Source organism: Curtobacterium sp. GC_Cur_3 (assembly GCF_026544205.1).
Lineage (GTDB): Bacteria > Actinomycetota > Actinomycetes > Actinomycetales > Microbacteriaceae > Curtobacterium.
Window position 1 is genome coordinate 61667 of record NZ_JALNUI010000011.1, and the last position, 15391, is coordinate 77057.

Sequence of the window (15391 nt, forward strand, 5' to 3'; positions counted from 1 at the left end):
TCAACCTCGCACCGAGCGTCAGCGCAGCCCCCCGCGCTGAGCGCCGAGCGTCAGCGCAGCCCGCCGCACGCACCCCGCCCCCGCCCGCGCGGGGCGCTCCCGTCACGGGGGCCCGAGCAGCCACAGCACCGCGACGAGCACCGGCTGCCCGAGCACCGCGCACGTCACCAGGGTCCACCGCATCCACGGCTTCGCGACGAGCTCGGGCGACCCGAGCAGCGGCGCGAGCGGCATCAGCAGCCGCGGGGTGGAGGCCATCGGCAGCGACACCGCGAACACGTAGAGCGCGTACGCCCCCGAGAACACCAGCGTGGTGGTGCCCAGCGTGCGGGTCGACCGCCGCAGCAGCCACAGCGGGTACCCGACGAGCAGCCCGATCACGATCATGACCCCGCCGACGCCGAGCCACTTCGCCGTCGTCAGGAACCACGGCGTCAGCGGCATGAAGTCGACGCGCCCGATGAAGTTGACCCACCAGGACATCTCCGTGGCCAGGTAGGCGTCGGACTGCCCGGTCACGTGCGCGGCGACGACCGGCCACGCGAGCCCGGCCAGCACCATCACCACGCCGGCCCCGACGACCCGCAGCAGCTCACCGAGCGGGAACCCGTCGAGCACCCGGACCGACCCTCGGCGCAGCTGGACCAGTCGGATGAGGGTGACCACGCCGAGCGTCAGCGGCAGCGCCAGGGCTCCCGGTCGGGTGAAGGCGGCGGCGACCCCGAGCAGCGTCAGCAGCCCGTACCGCCGGTGCTCCAGCGCCAGGAGCGCACCGAACGTCAGCGCGAGGAACGTGCTCTCCGCGTACCCGACCTGCAGCAGGAAGGACAGCGGCCCGCACGTGAAGAAGAAGACCGCCCACATGGCGGCTGCGTCACCGGCACGCTCGCGGACGAGTCGGTGCAGGAGCAGCGCGGCGACGAACCCGGCGACCAACGCCACGGCCGGCGCGCCGACGTCGAACGGCAGCCCGGTGGAGACGGTGAGCAGCCGGATGGTGAACGGGAACGCCGGCAGGAACGCCCAGGCGTTCTGGGCGACGTGCCCGGCGGCGTCGAGCGGGAGCGTCGTCGGGTAGCCGTGCAGCGAGATCTGCTCGTAGTACTGGCCGTCCCACGACGTGAGGAACCGCAGGAACCCGTGCTCGTTCCCCCAGATCGCGTTCTCCGGCTGCGACCGCGCCATCAGCGGGTACGCCAGCGCCAGCCAGAGCGTCGAGACGAGACGACCGCCGGTCCAGACGAGCAGCACGGCGGCCCACGCGGGCAGGCTCACCACGGCGTCGATCGCGCGGCGTCGACCGGTCGCGATCGACTGCGGCAGGGTCCCCTCGAGACGGGTCACGTGTGTGTCCCACGTCGTTCGGGCAGAGCAGACGGCACCTCAGCAGCGTAACGAGGGAACGCTGGACGGTCGCCGTCGGCCTCGGCCGACACGCGGCAGGGGCCGGACGGGAGGCTCGACCCGCGTTGTGCAGGCCGGAAAGCGCAGGTCGAGTGGCCGGTCCCGGCAGCCGTCACGGCCCTAGCCTGGAGGCCCGTCCACTCGAACCCGTCCACTCGGACCCGTCCGTCCAGACCCGTCCGCTCGGACCCAGGAGGAGCCACCGTGCCGAAGACCGCCATCGTGACCGACAACGCCCCGAAGCCAGCCGGCCCCTACAGCCAGGGCATCGTGGCCAACGGCTTCCTCTACACCGCCGGCTTCGGCCCGCAGGACCCGGCCACCGGGGCGATGGCCGACGACGTCGCCGGGCAGACCGCGCAGGTGCTCGCGAACGTGGCGGCCGTCCTCGCCGAGCACGGGGCCACCCTGGACGACGTCGTGAAGTCGACCGTGCACCTCGAGCACTCCGACCGCGACTTCCCGGCCTTCAACGAGGAGTACGCCAAGCACTTCACGGCCCCGTACCCGGTGCGCACCACCGTGCAGTCGCACCTCGCCGGCATCCTCGTCGAGATCGACGTCGTGGCGGTGCTGCCCAGCGCGTCCTGACGCCGCCGCACGCACCGACCCCCGGTCAGCCGGCTCTGCGGAGTCCCTGGCCGGGGGTCGCGTGCGTCAGGGCACCGTCCGCGAGCACGGGTACGCCCGCGACGAGCACGTCCTCGATGCCCTCGGCCAGGCGCATCGGGAGCGCGTAGGTCGAACGGGCCGCCACCCGGGCCGGGTCCACCACGACGAGGTCCGCGACCGCCCCGACCTCGACCCTGCCACGGGCGCCCAGGCGGTGGCGCTCGGCGGCGGTCGTCGCGAGGTGGCGTGCGGCCTCGGCCCAGCTGAGACGACCGGGCACCGCGTACTCCTCGAGGTACCGCGCGAAGGTGCCGTACGCGCGGGGATGCGGGTGCGTACCGACGAAGATGCCGTCGGACCCGGCGGTGTGTCCCGGTCGGCGGAACAGCGGTGCGAGGTCGTCGGCGGTCCTCGGCGAAGGGACCCGCATCACGACGGTCACCTGCGACGAGGACGCCACCAGCACGTCGAGGGCGAGGTCCACGGCATCGGTGCCCGTCACGGCGGCGGCCTCGGCGAGGGTCCGGCCCTGCAGCGCGTGGAACGCCGGCGCCGGTACGTGGGACAGCGTCACCTGGTCGGCCCACCCGGCACCGAGGTCGGCTCGGCCGAGCACGCGGTCGAGCACGGCCGCGCGGACCCTGGCCCGTCCGGCGTCGTCCGCGATCGCCGCCGCGAGGTCGCTCGTGCCCGGTCGGGCCAGCTCGGCCGGCAGCAGCAGCATCGACAGGATCGTGCACCCGCGGGAGTACGGGTACGCGTCGAAGGACATCGGCGCCCCGGACCGCTCCAGGTCGTCGAGGACCCCGAGCGCCAGGTCGACGGGTGCGTGCAGGTGCGACACGTGCGCGCGGACCCCGGTGGCGCGGACGACCGTCGCGACCTCCTCGAGGCCGACCCGGGCGTTCGCCTCGTACCCGCCGCGCATGTGCGACACGTACAGCCCGTCGGCGTCGGCGACCTCGATGCACAGCGCCGTCAGCTCCGCGGTGTCCGCGTACAGCCCCGGCACGTAGTCGAGCCCCGTCGACAGACCGACCGCCCCCTCGTCCAGGCCGTTGCGGACGAGGGTGCGCATCGCGCGGAGCTCGTCCGGGGCCGCGGCACCCGGGCCGTCGCCACGGACCAGGTGCCGGACCGTCCCCGCGGGCACGAGCGTCGCCACGTTGAGCGGGGTCGTGCCGTCGTAGGTCGCGAGCAGGTCGCCGATGCCACCGCCCTCGTGGTGCGGGTGCTCGCCGTCGATCGCGCTGAAGTACGTCCAGGCGTAGACCCCGTCGCCCGGGGCCGGACCGACGCCGTCCTGCCCGGTGACGATCGTCGTGACGCCCTGCCGGAGGAGCGCGAGCTGCACCTCGGGCTCGAACACGAGGGCACCGGCGTGCGAGTGCGCGTCGACGAACCCCGGCAGCACGAGGCGCTCGCCGCAGTCGACCACGGTGGCACCGGGTGGCGCGGGGACCGCGGGCGCGATGCGGGTGATGCGGTCGTCCTCGACCAGGACGTCGGCGGGCCGCACCCCGTCGTCGTCGACCACGGAGCCGCCGCGGAGCAGGACCGTCGTCATCGGGGCAGCCCGGCGAGGAGCTGTCCGGCTCGGACCCGGAGCGCGTCGAGGTCGCCGGTGTCCAGGGCGTCGCCGACGAGCGGGGACCCGAGCCCGACGGCGACGGCCCCGGCGGCGAGGTAGTCGGCCGCGTCGTCCAGCCCGATGCCACCGGTGGGGATGACGTCCACGAAGTCGAGCGGTGCGAGGACCTGCCGGAGGAACGCCGGACCGCCGAGCTGCGCGGCCGGGAACACCTTGACCGCCCGGGCCCCGAGCTGCCAGGCGCGCACGATCTCCGTCGGCGTCGCGGCACCCGGGTACCAGCCGAGGCCGCGCTCGTGGGCTCGCTCCCCGATGACCGGGTCGGTGTGCGGGCTCACGGCGAACACCGCACCCGCCGCGGCTGCGTCGTCGAGCTGGCGGGTGTCCATGACCGTCCCGACGCCGATCGACGCCCCGCTGCCGTACCGGTCGACGGCCCAGGCGATGCCCTCACGCCAGCGCGGGGTGTTCGTCGTGATCTCGATCGCCAGGACACCGGCCTCCACCAGGGTGCGGACGACGTCCTCGACGTGCTCGCCGGTCCCACCGCGCAGGATCGCGATCGCGGGTCCCGCCTGGTGCCGGTGGCGCGGGGGAGCGTCGGCGGTCGTGGTGCTCGGTGCGGGGTCGGTCATCGTGCGCTTCCTCGTGCTCGTGGGTGGGCAGGGATCGGTCAGCGGTCGACGCGGTCGTGGACGGCGTGGTCGGCGTGGTCGGCCTCACCGTGGTCGACGAGCCCGAGCCGGAGCCCAGGCGCGCCGGGGTCCGGGCGTCGCCAGTCGCCGTGCACCGTGCAGGCGAGTGCTCCGGCGTCGGCGGCCGCGTCGAGGGCCTCGGCCGGGGAGCGCCCCGCGAGGTCGGCGGCGAGCCACCCGGCGACGAAGGCGTCCCCGGCACCGACCGGGTCCACCACGGCGACCGGGCTGGCCGCGCGGCGGTGGATCGTGCCCTTGACGGACGCGACCGCGCCGCGGGAGCCGAGCTTCACGACGGCGATGCCGGTCGCGAGCGCGGCGAGCTCGTGCGCGAGTGCCTCGTCGTCACCGGGGCGTTCGTCCCGCCCGAGGACGAGCCGGGCCTCGTCGTCCCCGGCGAAGACGACCGCAGCCCGGGCAGCGACGGCGCGGTACCACCCGCGCCCCGTGGCGTCGTCGACGAGCTTCGGCCGGTGGTTGACGTCGAACGACACGGGGACGCCGGCGTCGGTGGCGCGCACGACCGCCGCGTGCACGGTCTCACGGGCGGTGTCGGAGAGCGCGAGCGTGATGCCGGTGACGTGGAGCAGCGTGGCCCGTTCGACGACGCCGGACGGCAGGTCACCCGGTGTGAACGCCGACGCCGCCGAGCCCCGGCGGTGGTAGGTCACCCGCGTGCGGCCGTCCGGCAGGCGCTCCTTCAGCATGATGCCGGTCGACCGCTCCGGGTCCCGCACGCCGACGACCGCGACGCCCTGGGCCGTGACGTCCGCGAGCACGCGGTCCCCGGCGGGGTCCACCCCGACCCGGCCGATCCACGTCACGGGGACCCCGGCGTGCGCCAGGCCGATCGCGACGTTGCTCTCGGCGCCGCCGGTGTCGACGCCCATCGTGTCGAGCTCGACCAGGGCGCCGCGGCCGCCGAGCAGCAGCATCGTCTCGCCGAAGGTCAGCACCCCGGTCGCCCCGGTCACCGAGGTCATCGTGGGCTCCTGGCGAGTGCGAGCTGGGCGGAGGAGGACCCGAGCGCGACCGAGATCTCCAGCGCGGTGCGGACCACGCCGTCGCCGAGCGCGCGGACGGCCGAGGCGCGGAACCCGGACGCCAGGCCCGAGATGCTCATCGCGCCGACCACCTGGTTCGCGTGGTCGAGCACCGGCGCCGCGACACAGCGGATGTCCGGCTCGTTCTCCCGGTCGTCGATGCCGTAGCCGCGGTCCCGCGTGCGCCCGATCTCCTGGCGCCAGCGGTCGTCGTCGGTGATCGAGTGCTCGGTCATGGCGGTGCCGGGCGTCGCCAGGACCCGGCCGAGCAGGTCGGGGTCTCCGAACGCCACCATCGCCTTGCCCGACGCCGTGTTCCGCATCGGCAGGCGGTTCCCGATGCGCGAGCCCATCCGGACGGTCCCGCGGGTCTCGACCTTGTCGACGTAGACGATGTCCGTGCCGTCCGGCACGACGAGGTGGCACGTCAGCCCGGTCTGCTCGGCGGTGCGCCGGAGGAACGGGGCCGCGGCCGCGCGGAGGTCGATGCCCTCGAGGTAGCTCTGCCCGAGGAGCAGCGACCCGAGCCCCAGCGTGAAGCCCGCGTCCGGGGTGCGGCGGAGCAGGTCGTTCTCGAGCATCGGGGCCGTGAGCCGCAGCACGGTGGACTTCGACGTGCCGAGTTCACCGCTCAGCGTCGTGAGGCTGACCGACGGCGCGCCGTTCCGGGTCCGGTCCGCGACGAGGTCGAGGATGCGCAGGCCCCGGCGCAGCGAGAGGGCGGCGTTCCGGGCGGGTGCCTGGGCGTCGGTGTCGGTCGGAGTCACGGTGGGCATCAGAACCACGTCGCGATCGTCTCGAGCACGGTGTCCTCGTCGTCGATGACCTGCACGGCACGCCACTTGTCGAACACCGTGCACGGGTGCGAGATCCCGAACACGACCACGTCGCCGGGCGTCAGCACGACCTCCGGTGCCAGCGCGAGGTAGCAGTGCTGGTCGTCGAGGCGGGTGACGGTGACCGCCCCGGGAGCCAGCGCCGTCCCGGGGAGCCGCTCCGAGCCTCCCGGCCGGATCTGCCGCACGACGGGCAGTCCCTCGTCGAAGGAGATGTCGCGCTTGCCGACCGCGACGAGTGCCAGGCCGGGCTCCGGGCACGAGGTGACGCGGCCCCAGACCTCGATCGCGGGGCGGAGCGAGCCCTCGGCGGGGTGGCGGCCGAAGGGCGTGCGGTCGGCGTAGAAGCCGTCGTCGTGGGTCAGGGACGCGCCGGAGCGGAGCAGGACGTCGAGGTCTGCCGGGCGGGCGGCGACCGCGTCGCCGACGGCGTCGAACCAGGCGCTGCCGCCCATGCTCAGCAGCCCGCGCTCGCCGGGGACGAGGTGGTGGACGGCGGCTGCGACGGCGAGGACGCCCGAGACGTAGGCGCGGGCGGCGTCGACGCCGGGCAGGCCGCCCTCGTAGCCGGCGACGCCGCGGAGGACGACACCGGGGCCCGCTCCTGCCGCTGCCTCCGCGACCTCGATCGCGGCCTCGGGGGAGCGGACCCCGGTGCGGCCGCCCGGGAAGCCGACCTCGACGACGACGTGCACCGCGCCGTCGACGGCCCGCGCTGCGTCGGCCGCGGCGCGGACACCGACGGCCGAGTCGACCCAGCAGAGGACGTCCGACCCCGGGTCGACGGTCCGGCGGGAGGCGAGCCAGCGGAGCCCGGCGGGGTCGAGCACCTCGTTCGCGACGAGGAGGTGGCGTAGCCCGTGCTCCCACGCGACCATGGCCTGCTGCACCGAGGCCACCGTGACGCCCCACGCGCCGGCGTCGACCTGGCGACGGGCGAGGGCCGGGGCCATGTGCGTCTTCATGTGCGGCGCGAACAGCATGTCGTGGCGGTCGACCCAGTCCTGCATGACGGCGGTGTTCGACGTCAGAGCGGACTCGCGGAGCGTCATCACCGGCAGGTGGGCGTCGTCGAGGACGTGGCGGGGCGTCGCGCTGGTGCTCGGTTCCGGGGCGCCCTTCGTGGTCACGGTGGCGGGGGTGGTCGGCATCGATCCTCCTGTCGCGTCCGGTCGGTCGACGGGGTCCACGTTCCTGCAGGCGCCGGGCGTCGGACAACGTCGTCCCGCCCAGCGTTCCACTCTGCAGAACCGTGCGCCAGGGGGCGGGACCTGACGTCGTCGTGGCGTCACCGCGGCGGACCCGGGCATAGCATTCGGGAGACATGACGACGACGACATCGGCCAGACGACGCACGGGCAGCACGGCGGTGGCGGTGCTCGTCGCGGGGACCTTCTTCATGGAGCTCCTCGACGGCACGATCCTCGCCACGGCGGCCCCCGCGATGGGGCGCGACCTCGGCGTCGACTCCGCGGCGATCGGCATCGCGATCACCGCCTACCTCGTGACCCTCGCCGTGCTCATCCCGGTGAGCGGGTGGCTGACGGACCGGGTCGGCTCGCGCACGGTGTTCGCCGCCGCGATCGCGGTGTTCACCGTCTCCTCCGGTCTGTGCGCGCTGTCCACGGGACTCGTCGACCTGACGCTCTGGCGGATCCTGCAGGGCGTCGGCGGAGCGCTCATGGTGCCCGTCGGGCGGCTCGTCGTGCTGCGGAGCGCCGGCAAGGACCAGCTCGTCACGGCCATCGCGATCCTCACCTGGCCGGCTCTGGCGGCACCGATCATCGCGCCGTTCGTCGGCGGTGTGCTCGTGGACACCCTCTCCTGGCACTGGATCTTCCTGGTCAACCTGCCGCTCGGGGTGATCGCGTTCGTCGCCGCGCTCGTGCTCGTGCCACAGGAGCGAGCCGCCCAGCGCGTGCCGTTCGACTGGCGCGGGTCGCTGCTGGCGTGCTTCGGGCTCGGCGCCCTCGTGGTGATGGCCTCGCTGCTGGCGCTCGACACCGTGCCGGTGGTGGCCGTGGTCGTGTCCGGTGTCGTGGGAGCCGTCTGCACGTGGCTCGCCATCCGGCACTTCCGCCGGGTGCCGCATCCGATCATGGGGCTCGACGCGTTCCGGCTCGAGACCTTCCGGGTGTCGCACGCCGGCGGCAGCCTGTTCCGCCTGGCCGTCTCCGCGGTGCCGTTCGTGCTGCCGCTGCTGTTCCAGGACGCTTGGGGGTGGACGGCGCTCGAGGCCGGCAGTGCCGTGCTGTTCGTCTTCGTCGGCAACCTCGGCATCAAGCCCGCGACCACCCCGCTGCTCCGCTGGTTCGGGTACCGACCGGTGATCATCGTGTCCGCCGGGATCGCCGCGCTGACCGTCGTGGCGATGGCCTTCCTGACGCCGGACACCCCGTTCTGGCTGCTCGCCGTGCTCCTCGTCGTGAGCGGTGCCGCCCGGTCCGTCGGTTTCACCGCGTACAACACCATCGCCTTCGCCGACGTCGAGCAGGCCGACATGACCCCGGCGAACACGCTGTCCTCGACGCTGCAGCAGACCGCCGCCGGGTTCGGGGTGGCCGTCGCGGCCGTCGTCATCCGGGCGGGCGCCGGGCTCGAGGGCTCCGGGGCCTACGCCGTCGCCTTCTGGGTCATCGCCGTGCTGCTCGTCGTGGCCCTGGTCGAGGGCGTCCTGATGAGCCGCTCAGCCGGTGAGGCCATCCGTCCTGCGCGTCGGCAGCGCGTGCGGGCCTGACCGTTCGCGCGCTCGTCGAGCGGGCGGCCGCCTGTTCGCGCGCTCGTCACGCGCACGAAACCGCCAGCCGATACAGTCACAGCAACTGCTTGCAGACGCCGAGTACCGTTGCGGCGGCAGACTGAGCGGGACGCAGGGACCCGGCTCCGGAAGGAAGGCAGCATGCCCGTGCCAGACCACGAGGGGACCATCCCGATGGACACCGACGTCCAACCCACCGCGATCCGCGTCGTCAGCTACAACCTGCGGGAGCACACCGCGAACAGCGAGCTCGCCGCCCTCGCCGAGTCGTCCCAGGCCGACGTGCTCTGCGTGCAGGAGTGCGACAGCAACGACCTGGCGCCGTCCATCGGCGGCCTGACGCTCGCCGCGTCGACGAAGGCGAACCGCCTCGGCCTCGCCATCTACAAGCGCGACGACCGCTTCGAGCTCCGGGACTTCCGCGTGCACTCCCTGCAGAAGTCCCTGCACGACCGGGTCCTCGCACCCGCGCACGAGCGGCTCATCGCCATGCACCTCCGCGACGCCGAGGCCGACACCGACGTCATCGTCGCCTCGTTCCACGCCTCGCCGCTCACCGCCACGAACTCCCTGCGCCGCAAGCAGATCGAGGCTGCGCACCAGTTCGTCCGCGACCTCTCGAGCGAGGCCCCGGCGATCATGGTCGGCGACTTCAACTACCCCTGGTTCCAGACGAACCTGCGCCGGAAGATCGAGTCGCACGGCTTCGCGCTGTCGCTCTCGGACCAGCCGACCTACCTGCGCTACCGCAAGTTCACCGGCCACTTCGACTTCGCCACGAGCGTCGGGCTGCACATCGCCGGCGTGGAGACCCTGCCCGCCGGCATCTCCGACCACCGACCGATCCTGGTGCGGGCGCACTACGAGACCCCGGCGGCGGCCGGTGCCGGCTCGTCCGCCGCGGGCGCCGTGGCGGCAGACCCCGCCGCCTGACCCGCGCCGCGCGGGCCGACTGGTCGCGACACCCCGTCTGGTGCGCGCCGAGAGGGCGGAGCCCGTCGCTCGGCGACGACCCGACCGACGTCCGCTGACCGCCCGTCGGACGTGAGCGGGGTGTCGTGACCGGTCGGCGGACCGGAGGCAGCGGGGCTGGCGCGCCCCGAGCCTCCCGTCCGGGTGTCCGGTGAGATCGCAGTCCGTGTCGCCTCGCGCAGCAGGGAGCCGACACGGAGTGCGATCTCACCGGCGCGCGAGTGGGCGGAGCCGGTCGCTCTGCGACGGCCCGACCGACGTCCGCTGGCCGCTCGTCGGACGTGACCGGGGTGTCGTGACCGGTCGGGAGGCTCGGCGCGGCCCCGCCTCGCCAACCCGGCGAGATCGCGGTTGGTGTCGCCATGGGGTCCGGGGACCCGACACGACGTGCGATCTCACCGAACCGAGTGGTCGCGACACCCCGGCGGGTGCGTGCCGAGTGGGCGGAGCCCGTCGCTCGGCGGCCTCGCGGCCGACGACGACCGACCGCTCGGCGGACGTGAGCGGGGTGTCGTGACCGGTCGGCGGACCGGAGGCGGCGAGACGGGCGCGCCCCGAGCCTCCCGTCCGTGGGTCTGGTGAGATCGCACTTCGTGTCGCCTCGGGTCCCGAGAACCCGACACGGGGTGCGATCTCACCGAGCCGAGCGGGCGCAGCCCGACGCTCCGACCGACGTCCGACGTCCGACGTCCGGCGTCCGGTGACCGGCCGGGAGGCTCGGTGCGGCCCCGCCTCGCGCGGCGCGTGACCGCGCTGCCGGCCCCGCCGGCGGGGTGAGATCGCGGTTCGTGTCGCCTCCGGGACGGGGGAGGCGACACGAAGTGCGATCTCAGCGAAGTCGCGCCCGCCTCAGCGACGGAGCGTCGCGCGCGCCAACCGGTTGCCGATGAACTGGCCGAGCTGCACGATGATGACGATCGCGGCCACGGAGACGTAGACGATCCACCAGTCGTAGCGCTGCGAGCCGTAGGTGATCGCGTACTCGCCGAGACCACCGCCGCCGATGAGTGCACCCTGCGCCGTCATGTCCACGATGCCGATGAAGATGAACGTGTAGCCGAGGATGAGCGGCCCGAGGCCCTCGGGGATGAGCACGGTCAGCAGGATCGACACGGGGTGCGCGCCGGAGGCCCGGGCGGCCTCGACCACGCCGGGGTCGACCGACAGCAGGTTCTGCTCCACGATGCGGGCGACGGCGAACGACGCCGCGAGGGAGATCGCGAACGTGACCGCGGGCACGCCGATCGTGGTCTGCACGACGACGCGGGACAGGGGTGCGATCGCGGCGAGGAAGATCACGAACGGGATGGGCCGCACCAGGTTCACGAGCAGGTTGATCACCGTGTACGCGGTGCGGCTGCCGAGCAGGTTGCCCGGCCGTGTGGCGTACAGGGCCAGGCCCAGCGCCAGGCCGATGAGCCCGGCGATCACCAGGGAGACGATCGACATCACGATGGTGTCGCGCACCGAGGACAGGAAGACGTCGAACGTGTCGATCACGCTCTGGAAGGAGTTGTTCATCGTCCGTCCTCCTCGTCGGTGGTGACACCCGCGGCGCGGAGTGCGGTGAGGGCACCGTCGACCTCGCCACCGCTCAGCTCGTACGTCAGCGACCCGATCCGGCGCTCCCGGATCTCGCCGACGCCGCCGTAGACCAGCTCGGCGGTGACGCCCGCGGTGCGGAACGCCTGGTCGATGCGGTTCTGCAGCCCGGCCTCGTCGGTGATCTGCACCGTGACCAGGCGTCCCGGGTGCCGCTCGCGCAGCCGGACCAGCGTCTCCGCGGAGGGCCGGTCGTGCAGTGCCGTGCGGACGAAGCGCTGCGCGGCGTCGGTCTCCGGCGTGGAGAACACGTCGTAGACGTCGCCGACCTCGACCACGCGGCCCTGCTCCATGACGGCGACCCGGTCGGCGATCTGCCGGACGGCGTCCATCTCGTGCGTGATGACGATGATCGTGACGCCGAGCTCCCGGTTCACCCGGCGGAGGAGCGCGAGCACCTCCGAGGTGGTCTCCGGGTCGAGCGCGCTCGTGGCCTCGTCGGCCAGCAGCAGCTCGGGGCCCGCCGCCAGCGCCCGGGCGATGCCGACGCGCTGCTTCTGCCCGCCGGAGAGCTGCTCGGGGTAGGCATGGGCGCGGTCGAGCAGTCCCACGAAGTCGAGCAGCTCGGCCACGCGGCGGTCCCGCTCGTCCTTCGCGACACCGGCGACCTTGAGGGGATACGCCACGTTGCCGGCGATGGTGCGGGAGCGGAACAGGTTGAACTGCTGGAAGATCATCCCGATCCGGCGCCGCGCCAGCCGGCGGTCCCGCTCGGGGATGGCCGTCAGCTCCTGACCGGCGACCGTGACCGTGCCCGCCGTGGGCAGTTCGAGTGCGTTGACCAGGCGGACCAGGGTGGACTTGCCGGCACCGGAGTACCCGATGACGCCGAGGACCTCACCCTGTTCGACGTCGAGGGTGACGTCCTCGACGGCGGCGACGGTCTCGCCGGTGTCGGCGCGGCGGTAGCTCTTCGAGACGCCGCGGAGTTCGACGAGGGCAGCCACTACTTCGTTGCCGCCTTCGCGTCCTTCTCGACCGTCGTGAGCTCCTGCTGCAGGGCAGCGGCGCTCTCGTCGCTCGGCACCGCGTCGGGGTAGTCCTTCGCGAACACCTCCTGCACCGCCTTGTCCTGGAACAGCTTCGCGAGGTCGAGGTAGGTGGCGTTGTCCTTGTCGGCGTTCCGCGTGGCGAACACGTTCACGTACGGGGCGGCCGAGGCGCTCTTCGGGTCGTCCTGGAAGATCGCGTCCTTGGTGTCGAGCCCGGCGGACGTGGCGTAGTTCACGTTGACGATCGAGCCCTCGACCGAGCCCTGCTGCAGCGCGTTCGCGGTCTGCGAGGCGTCGAGCGGCTGCACGTCGACCTTGTGCGAGGTGATGTCGGCGACGGTGGAGAACGCGTTGCCGCCGTCCTTCAGCTCGAGCAGCTTCGCCGACTGCAGCACCAGGAGCGCCCGGGCCTCGTTGATGGCGTCGTTCGGGATGGCGATCTTCGCGCCCTCGGCGAAGTCCTTGACGTCCGAGACCTTCGTCGAGTACAGCGGCAGCGGGTAGACGGCCGTCGCGCCGATGGGCTGCAGGTCGTCGTCCGAGGTGACGTTGTAGTTCGCCAGGTACTGGATGTGCTGGAACTGGTTGATGTCGATCTGCTTGTCCTTGAGCGCCGGGTTCGGCAGCGAGTAGTCCGAGAAGTTCTTGAGCTGCACGGTGACGTTCAGCTGCTTCTTCGCGAGGTCCACGTACGTCTTCCAGTACGGCAGGGACTTGTCCGAGACACCGATCGACACGGTCTTCGGTGCGGCGCTCGACGCGGACCCGGCGGTGTCGTCGCCACCGTTCCGGACGGCGACCACGACGATCGCCACGATGACCGCGACGATGACGACCGCCGCGGCGACGATCCAGCCGATCGGGCGCTTGCGCTTCGGCTTGGCGGGCAGTGCGGGTGCGCTCATGGGGTGCTCCTCGTGGGTCGGCGGGGTCACACGCTCGTGGACTGACCACGAGTGTGGCCGCCGGCGGGAGCATGGTCGACTTGCGTTCCGCCGTGTTACGCGCCGCCGTCGCGGAGCCCGCGGAGCCCGGGCGGCCCGACGCGGAGCCCGCGCAGCCGCCACGGGCAGACTCGGACGGGTGCGCAGCATCGAACTCGTCCTCGACGGCCCCTCGGACGCGGCGGTGCGCGCGCTGTGGCAGACCCTCGTCGCCGCGGAGCTCCCGAGCCTCGGCCACTCCGGCACGAACGACCCGCACGTCACGCTCGCCGCGGGGGAGACGCTGCCCGTCCCGACCGAGGTCGACGCCACGCTGCCGGAGGCCCTCCGCGTCGCCGGCGTCCTGCTCTTCCCCGCCGGACCCGGTCGACACGTGCTCGGCCTCGGCGTGGTCGTCGACGAGCCGCTCGCCCGGTACCACTGCGCGGTCCACGCGGCCGCTCCCGGGTCCCTCGACTCGTCGCTGCCTGGTCGCTGGGCCCCGCACGTCACCCTCGCCCGGCGCATCCGCGACGTCGACCTGCCCGCGGCGCTCCGGGTGCTCACCGCAGACGCGCCCCTGCCCGAGGTGCTCACCGTGGGCGGCCTCCGTCACTGGGACGGCGACGCGAAGGTGGTCACGCAGCTCCCGTGAGCCGGGTGGCGGACCGGCAGCGGGCCTCCCGGCCGGTCTGGAGGCTCGGATCAGGCCCGCAGGACCCGCTCGCCGAACGCGGACGCGAACGTCCGGTGCGGGTCGGCGCGCGCGATGAGCGCGCGGACGTCCGGCAGGCGGGGGTAGAGCGCTGCGACCGCGTCGCCGTCGAGGGAGCTCATCTTGCCCCAGTGCGGGCGGCCGCCGAACGGGGCGAGCCGGGCTTCGAGGTCGGGGAGCAGGGCGGCGACCTCCTCGGGGTGCTTCTGCCACGTGAAGGCGATGCAGAACGTGTCCTCGCCCTGGGACGGGCTGAGCCACAGGTCGTCGGCGGCCATGGTGCGGAGCTCCGCGACGTGCAGGTGCGGCTGGATGCGGTCGGCCAGGCCGCGGAGGGCGTCGAGCGCTGCCGCCGCGTGCCGGAGCGGGACGAAGTGCTCGCTCTGCACCTCGGAGCCGTGGGAGGGGACGGAGTCGATGGGGAAGTGCGGCAGGCGGTCCCACCACGGGCCGACGGAGCCGTCACGCGCGGTGTGGTGGTCGTCGCCGGGGCTGCCGGGGAGTCGCGGGGCGCCGAACAGGGTGTCCGGGACGTCGTCCGTCGTGTCCACGCGGGACTTCACCAGGACCTCGCTGATCTCTTCCCCGAAGCGGGTGTACGCGCAGACGGAGTACCCGGCGGCGTGGATCTCGGCGGCGTGGTCGAGGAACGTGCGCCAGGGGAACGGCCCGTAGGTGTCCTGGCGCATCCGGTACGCGGGCTCGACGTCGAGCGTGACCCGGGTGACGATGCCGAACAGCCCGAGGTGCAGGACGCTGCCGGCGAAGTCCGCGTCGCCGCGGCGGAGGGTGCGGGTGCTGCCGTCGGGGCCGATGACCTCGAGTGCGCGGACCGCGGTGGACAGCGAGCCGAGGGTCGTGCCGGAGCCGTGCGTGCCGGTGGCGATCGCGCCGCCGACGGAGATGTGGGGGAGCGAGCCCATGTTGTGCAGGGCGAGGCCGGCGGCGTCGAGCTCGGGGGCGACCCGGCCGTAGCGGGTGCCGGCACCGAGGGTGGCGGTGGTGCCGTCGTCACCGATCACCAGGTCGGTGGGGATGCCGGTCAGGTCGAGCAGCACGCCCGGGGTGTCCGCGACGTCGTTGAACGAGTGGCGCGTGCCGAGGCCGTGGATGCGCGACGCCCGGGCGACGACGTCGGCGACCTCGTCGAGGGAGGTCGGACGGACGACGCGCTCCGCGGTGTACGTGACGGTGCCGGACCAGTTGAGCTCGCTCGTCGTCGAGTGCATGCGCCCACGATGCCACCTG

At 73.4% G+C, this 15391-nt stretch carries 14 protein-coding genes; 4 read left to right on the top strand and 10 right to left on the bottom strand.

Features of this window, described 5'->3' with window-relative positions:
- Nucleotides 1-102 precede the first annotated feature (102 nt).
- Nucleotides 103-1344: a hypothetical protein gene (locus tag OXR63_RS07705; protein WP_267421596.1), complete on the bottom strand. Its 1242-nt coding sequence runs from the start codon at nt 1342-1344 to the stop codon at nt 103-105.
- A gap of 264 nt (nt 1345-1608) precedes the next feature.
- Between OXR63_RS07705 and OXR63_RS07710 the strand changes: the two genes are divergently transcribed.
- The gene (locus OXR63_RS07710; RefSeq protein ID WP_267421599.1) at nt 1609-1995 is read left to right on the top strand and encodes a RidA family protein; all 387 of its coding nucleotides are present in this window, start codon (nt 1609-1611) and stop codon (nt 1993-1995) included.
- A 25-nt stretch (nt 1996-2020) separates the two neighbouring features.
- Here OXR63_RS07710 and OXR63_RS07715 read toward each other — a convergent pair whose 3' ends face one another.
- Genes OXR63_RS07715 through OXR63_RS07735 form a run of 5 tightly spaced genes read right to left on the bottom strand, consistent with a single transcriptional unit; the run spans nt 2021 to nt 7332 of the window.
- Complete coding sequence (locus OXR63_RS07715) at nt 2021-3583, bottom strand: N-acyl-D-amino-acid deacylase family protein (RefSeq protein WP_267421600.1); 1563 nt, start codon at nt 3581-3583, stop codon at nt 2021-2023.
- Nucleotides 3580-4242: a bifunctional 4-hydroxy-2-oxoglutarate aldolase/2-dehydro-3-deoxy-phosphogluconate aldolase gene (locus OXR63_RS07720; RefSeq protein ID WP_267421602.1), complete on the bottom strand. Its 663-nt coding sequence runs from the start codon at nt 4240-4242 to the stop codon at nt 3580-3582. The genes OXR63_RS07715 and OXR63_RS07720 overlap by 4 nt, the downstream gene beginning before the upstream one ends.
- 38 nt (nt 4243-4280) lie before the next feature.
- Nucleotides 4281-5285 carry a sugar kinase gene (locus OXR63_RS07725; RefSeq protein WP_276585179.1) on the bottom strand — a complete coding sequence of 335 codons (1005 nt, stop codon included), beginning with the start codon at nt 5283-5285 and terminating at the stop codon, nt 4281-4283.
- Nucleotides 5282-6121 carry an IclR family transcriptional regulator gene (locus OXR63_RS07730; RefSeq protein WP_267421604.1) on the bottom strand — a complete coding sequence of 280 codons (840 nt, stop codon included), beginning with the start codon at nt 6119-6121 and terminating at the stop codon, nt 5282-5284. Before OXR63_RS07730 ends, OXR63_RS07725 begins: the two co-directional genes overlap by 4 nt.
- On the bottom strand, nt 6121-7332 hold the full coding sequence (locus OXR63_RS07735; protein WP_267421605.1) for an alanine racemase: 1212 nt from the start codon (nt 7330-7332) through the stop codon (nt 6121-6123). The genes OXR63_RS07730 and OXR63_RS07735 overlap by 1 nt, the downstream gene beginning before the upstream one ends.
- Nucleotides 7333-7505: 173 nt before the next feature.
- On the opposite strand from OXR63_RS07735, the gene OXR63_RS07740 reads away from it, so the two are divergent.
- Together OXR63_RS07740 and OXR63_RS07745 are read left to right on the top strand one after the other, a co-directional pair.
- The gene (locus OXR63_RS07740; RefSeq protein WP_267421606.1) at nt 7506-8918 is read left to right on the top strand and encodes an MFS transporter; all 1413 of its coding nucleotides are present in this window, start codon (nt 7506-7508) and stop codon (nt 8916-8918) included.
- Nucleotides 8919-9080: 162 nt separating this feature from the next.
- Complete coding sequence (locus tag OXR63_RS07745; RefSeq protein ID WP_267421607.1) at nt 9081-9872, top strand: endonuclease/exonuclease/phosphatase family protein; 792 nt, start codon at nt 9081-9083, stop codon at nt 9870-9872.
- 888 nt (nt 9873-10760) lie between these two features.
- Here the strand turns inward: OXR63_RS07745 and OXR63_RS07750 are convergent.
- Genes OXR63_RS07750 through OXR63_RS07760 form a run of 3 tightly spaced genes read right to left on the bottom strand, consistent with a single transcriptional unit; the run spans nt 10761 to nt 13410 of the window.
- On the bottom strand, nt 10761-11432 hold the full coding sequence (locus OXR63_RS07750; RefSeq protein ID WP_267421609.1) for a methionine ABC transporter permease: 672 nt from the start codon (nt 11430-11432) through the stop codon (nt 10761-10763).
- Nucleotides 11429-12460: a methionine ABC transporter ATP-binding protein gene (locus OXR63_RS07755; protein WP_267421611.1), complete on the bottom strand. Its 1032-nt coding sequence runs from the start codon at nt 12458-12460 to the stop codon at nt 11429-11431. Before OXR63_RS07755 ends, OXR63_RS07750 begins: the two co-directional genes overlap by 4 nt.
- Nucleotides 12460-13410, bottom strand: a complete 951-nt coding sequence (locus OXR63_RS07760) for a MetQ/NlpA family ABC transporter substrate-binding protein (RefSeq protein WP_267421613.1) — start codon at nt 13408-13410, stop codon at nt 12460-12462. The genes OXR63_RS07755 and OXR63_RS07760 overlap by 1 nt, the downstream gene beginning before the upstream one ends.
- A 178-nt stretch (nt 13411-13588) precedes the next feature.
- On the opposite strand from OXR63_RS07760, the gene OXR63_RS07765 reads away from it, so the two are divergent.
- Nucleotides 13589-14083: a 2'-5' RNA ligase family protein gene (locus OXR63_RS07765; RefSeq protein ID WP_267421615.1), complete on the top strand. Its 495-nt coding sequence runs from the start codon at nt 13589-13591 to the stop codon at nt 14081-14083.
- 50 nt (nt 14084-14133) lie between these two features.
- On the opposite strand, the gene OXR63_RS07770 is transcribed toward OXR63_RS07765, so the two are convergent.
- A complete protein-coding gene (locus OXR63_RS07770; protein WP_267421617.1) occupies nt 14134-15372 on the bottom strand; it encodes an FAD-binding protein in 1239 nt (412 codons plus the stop codon).
- Nucleotides 15373-15391: the final 19 nt, after the last annotated feature.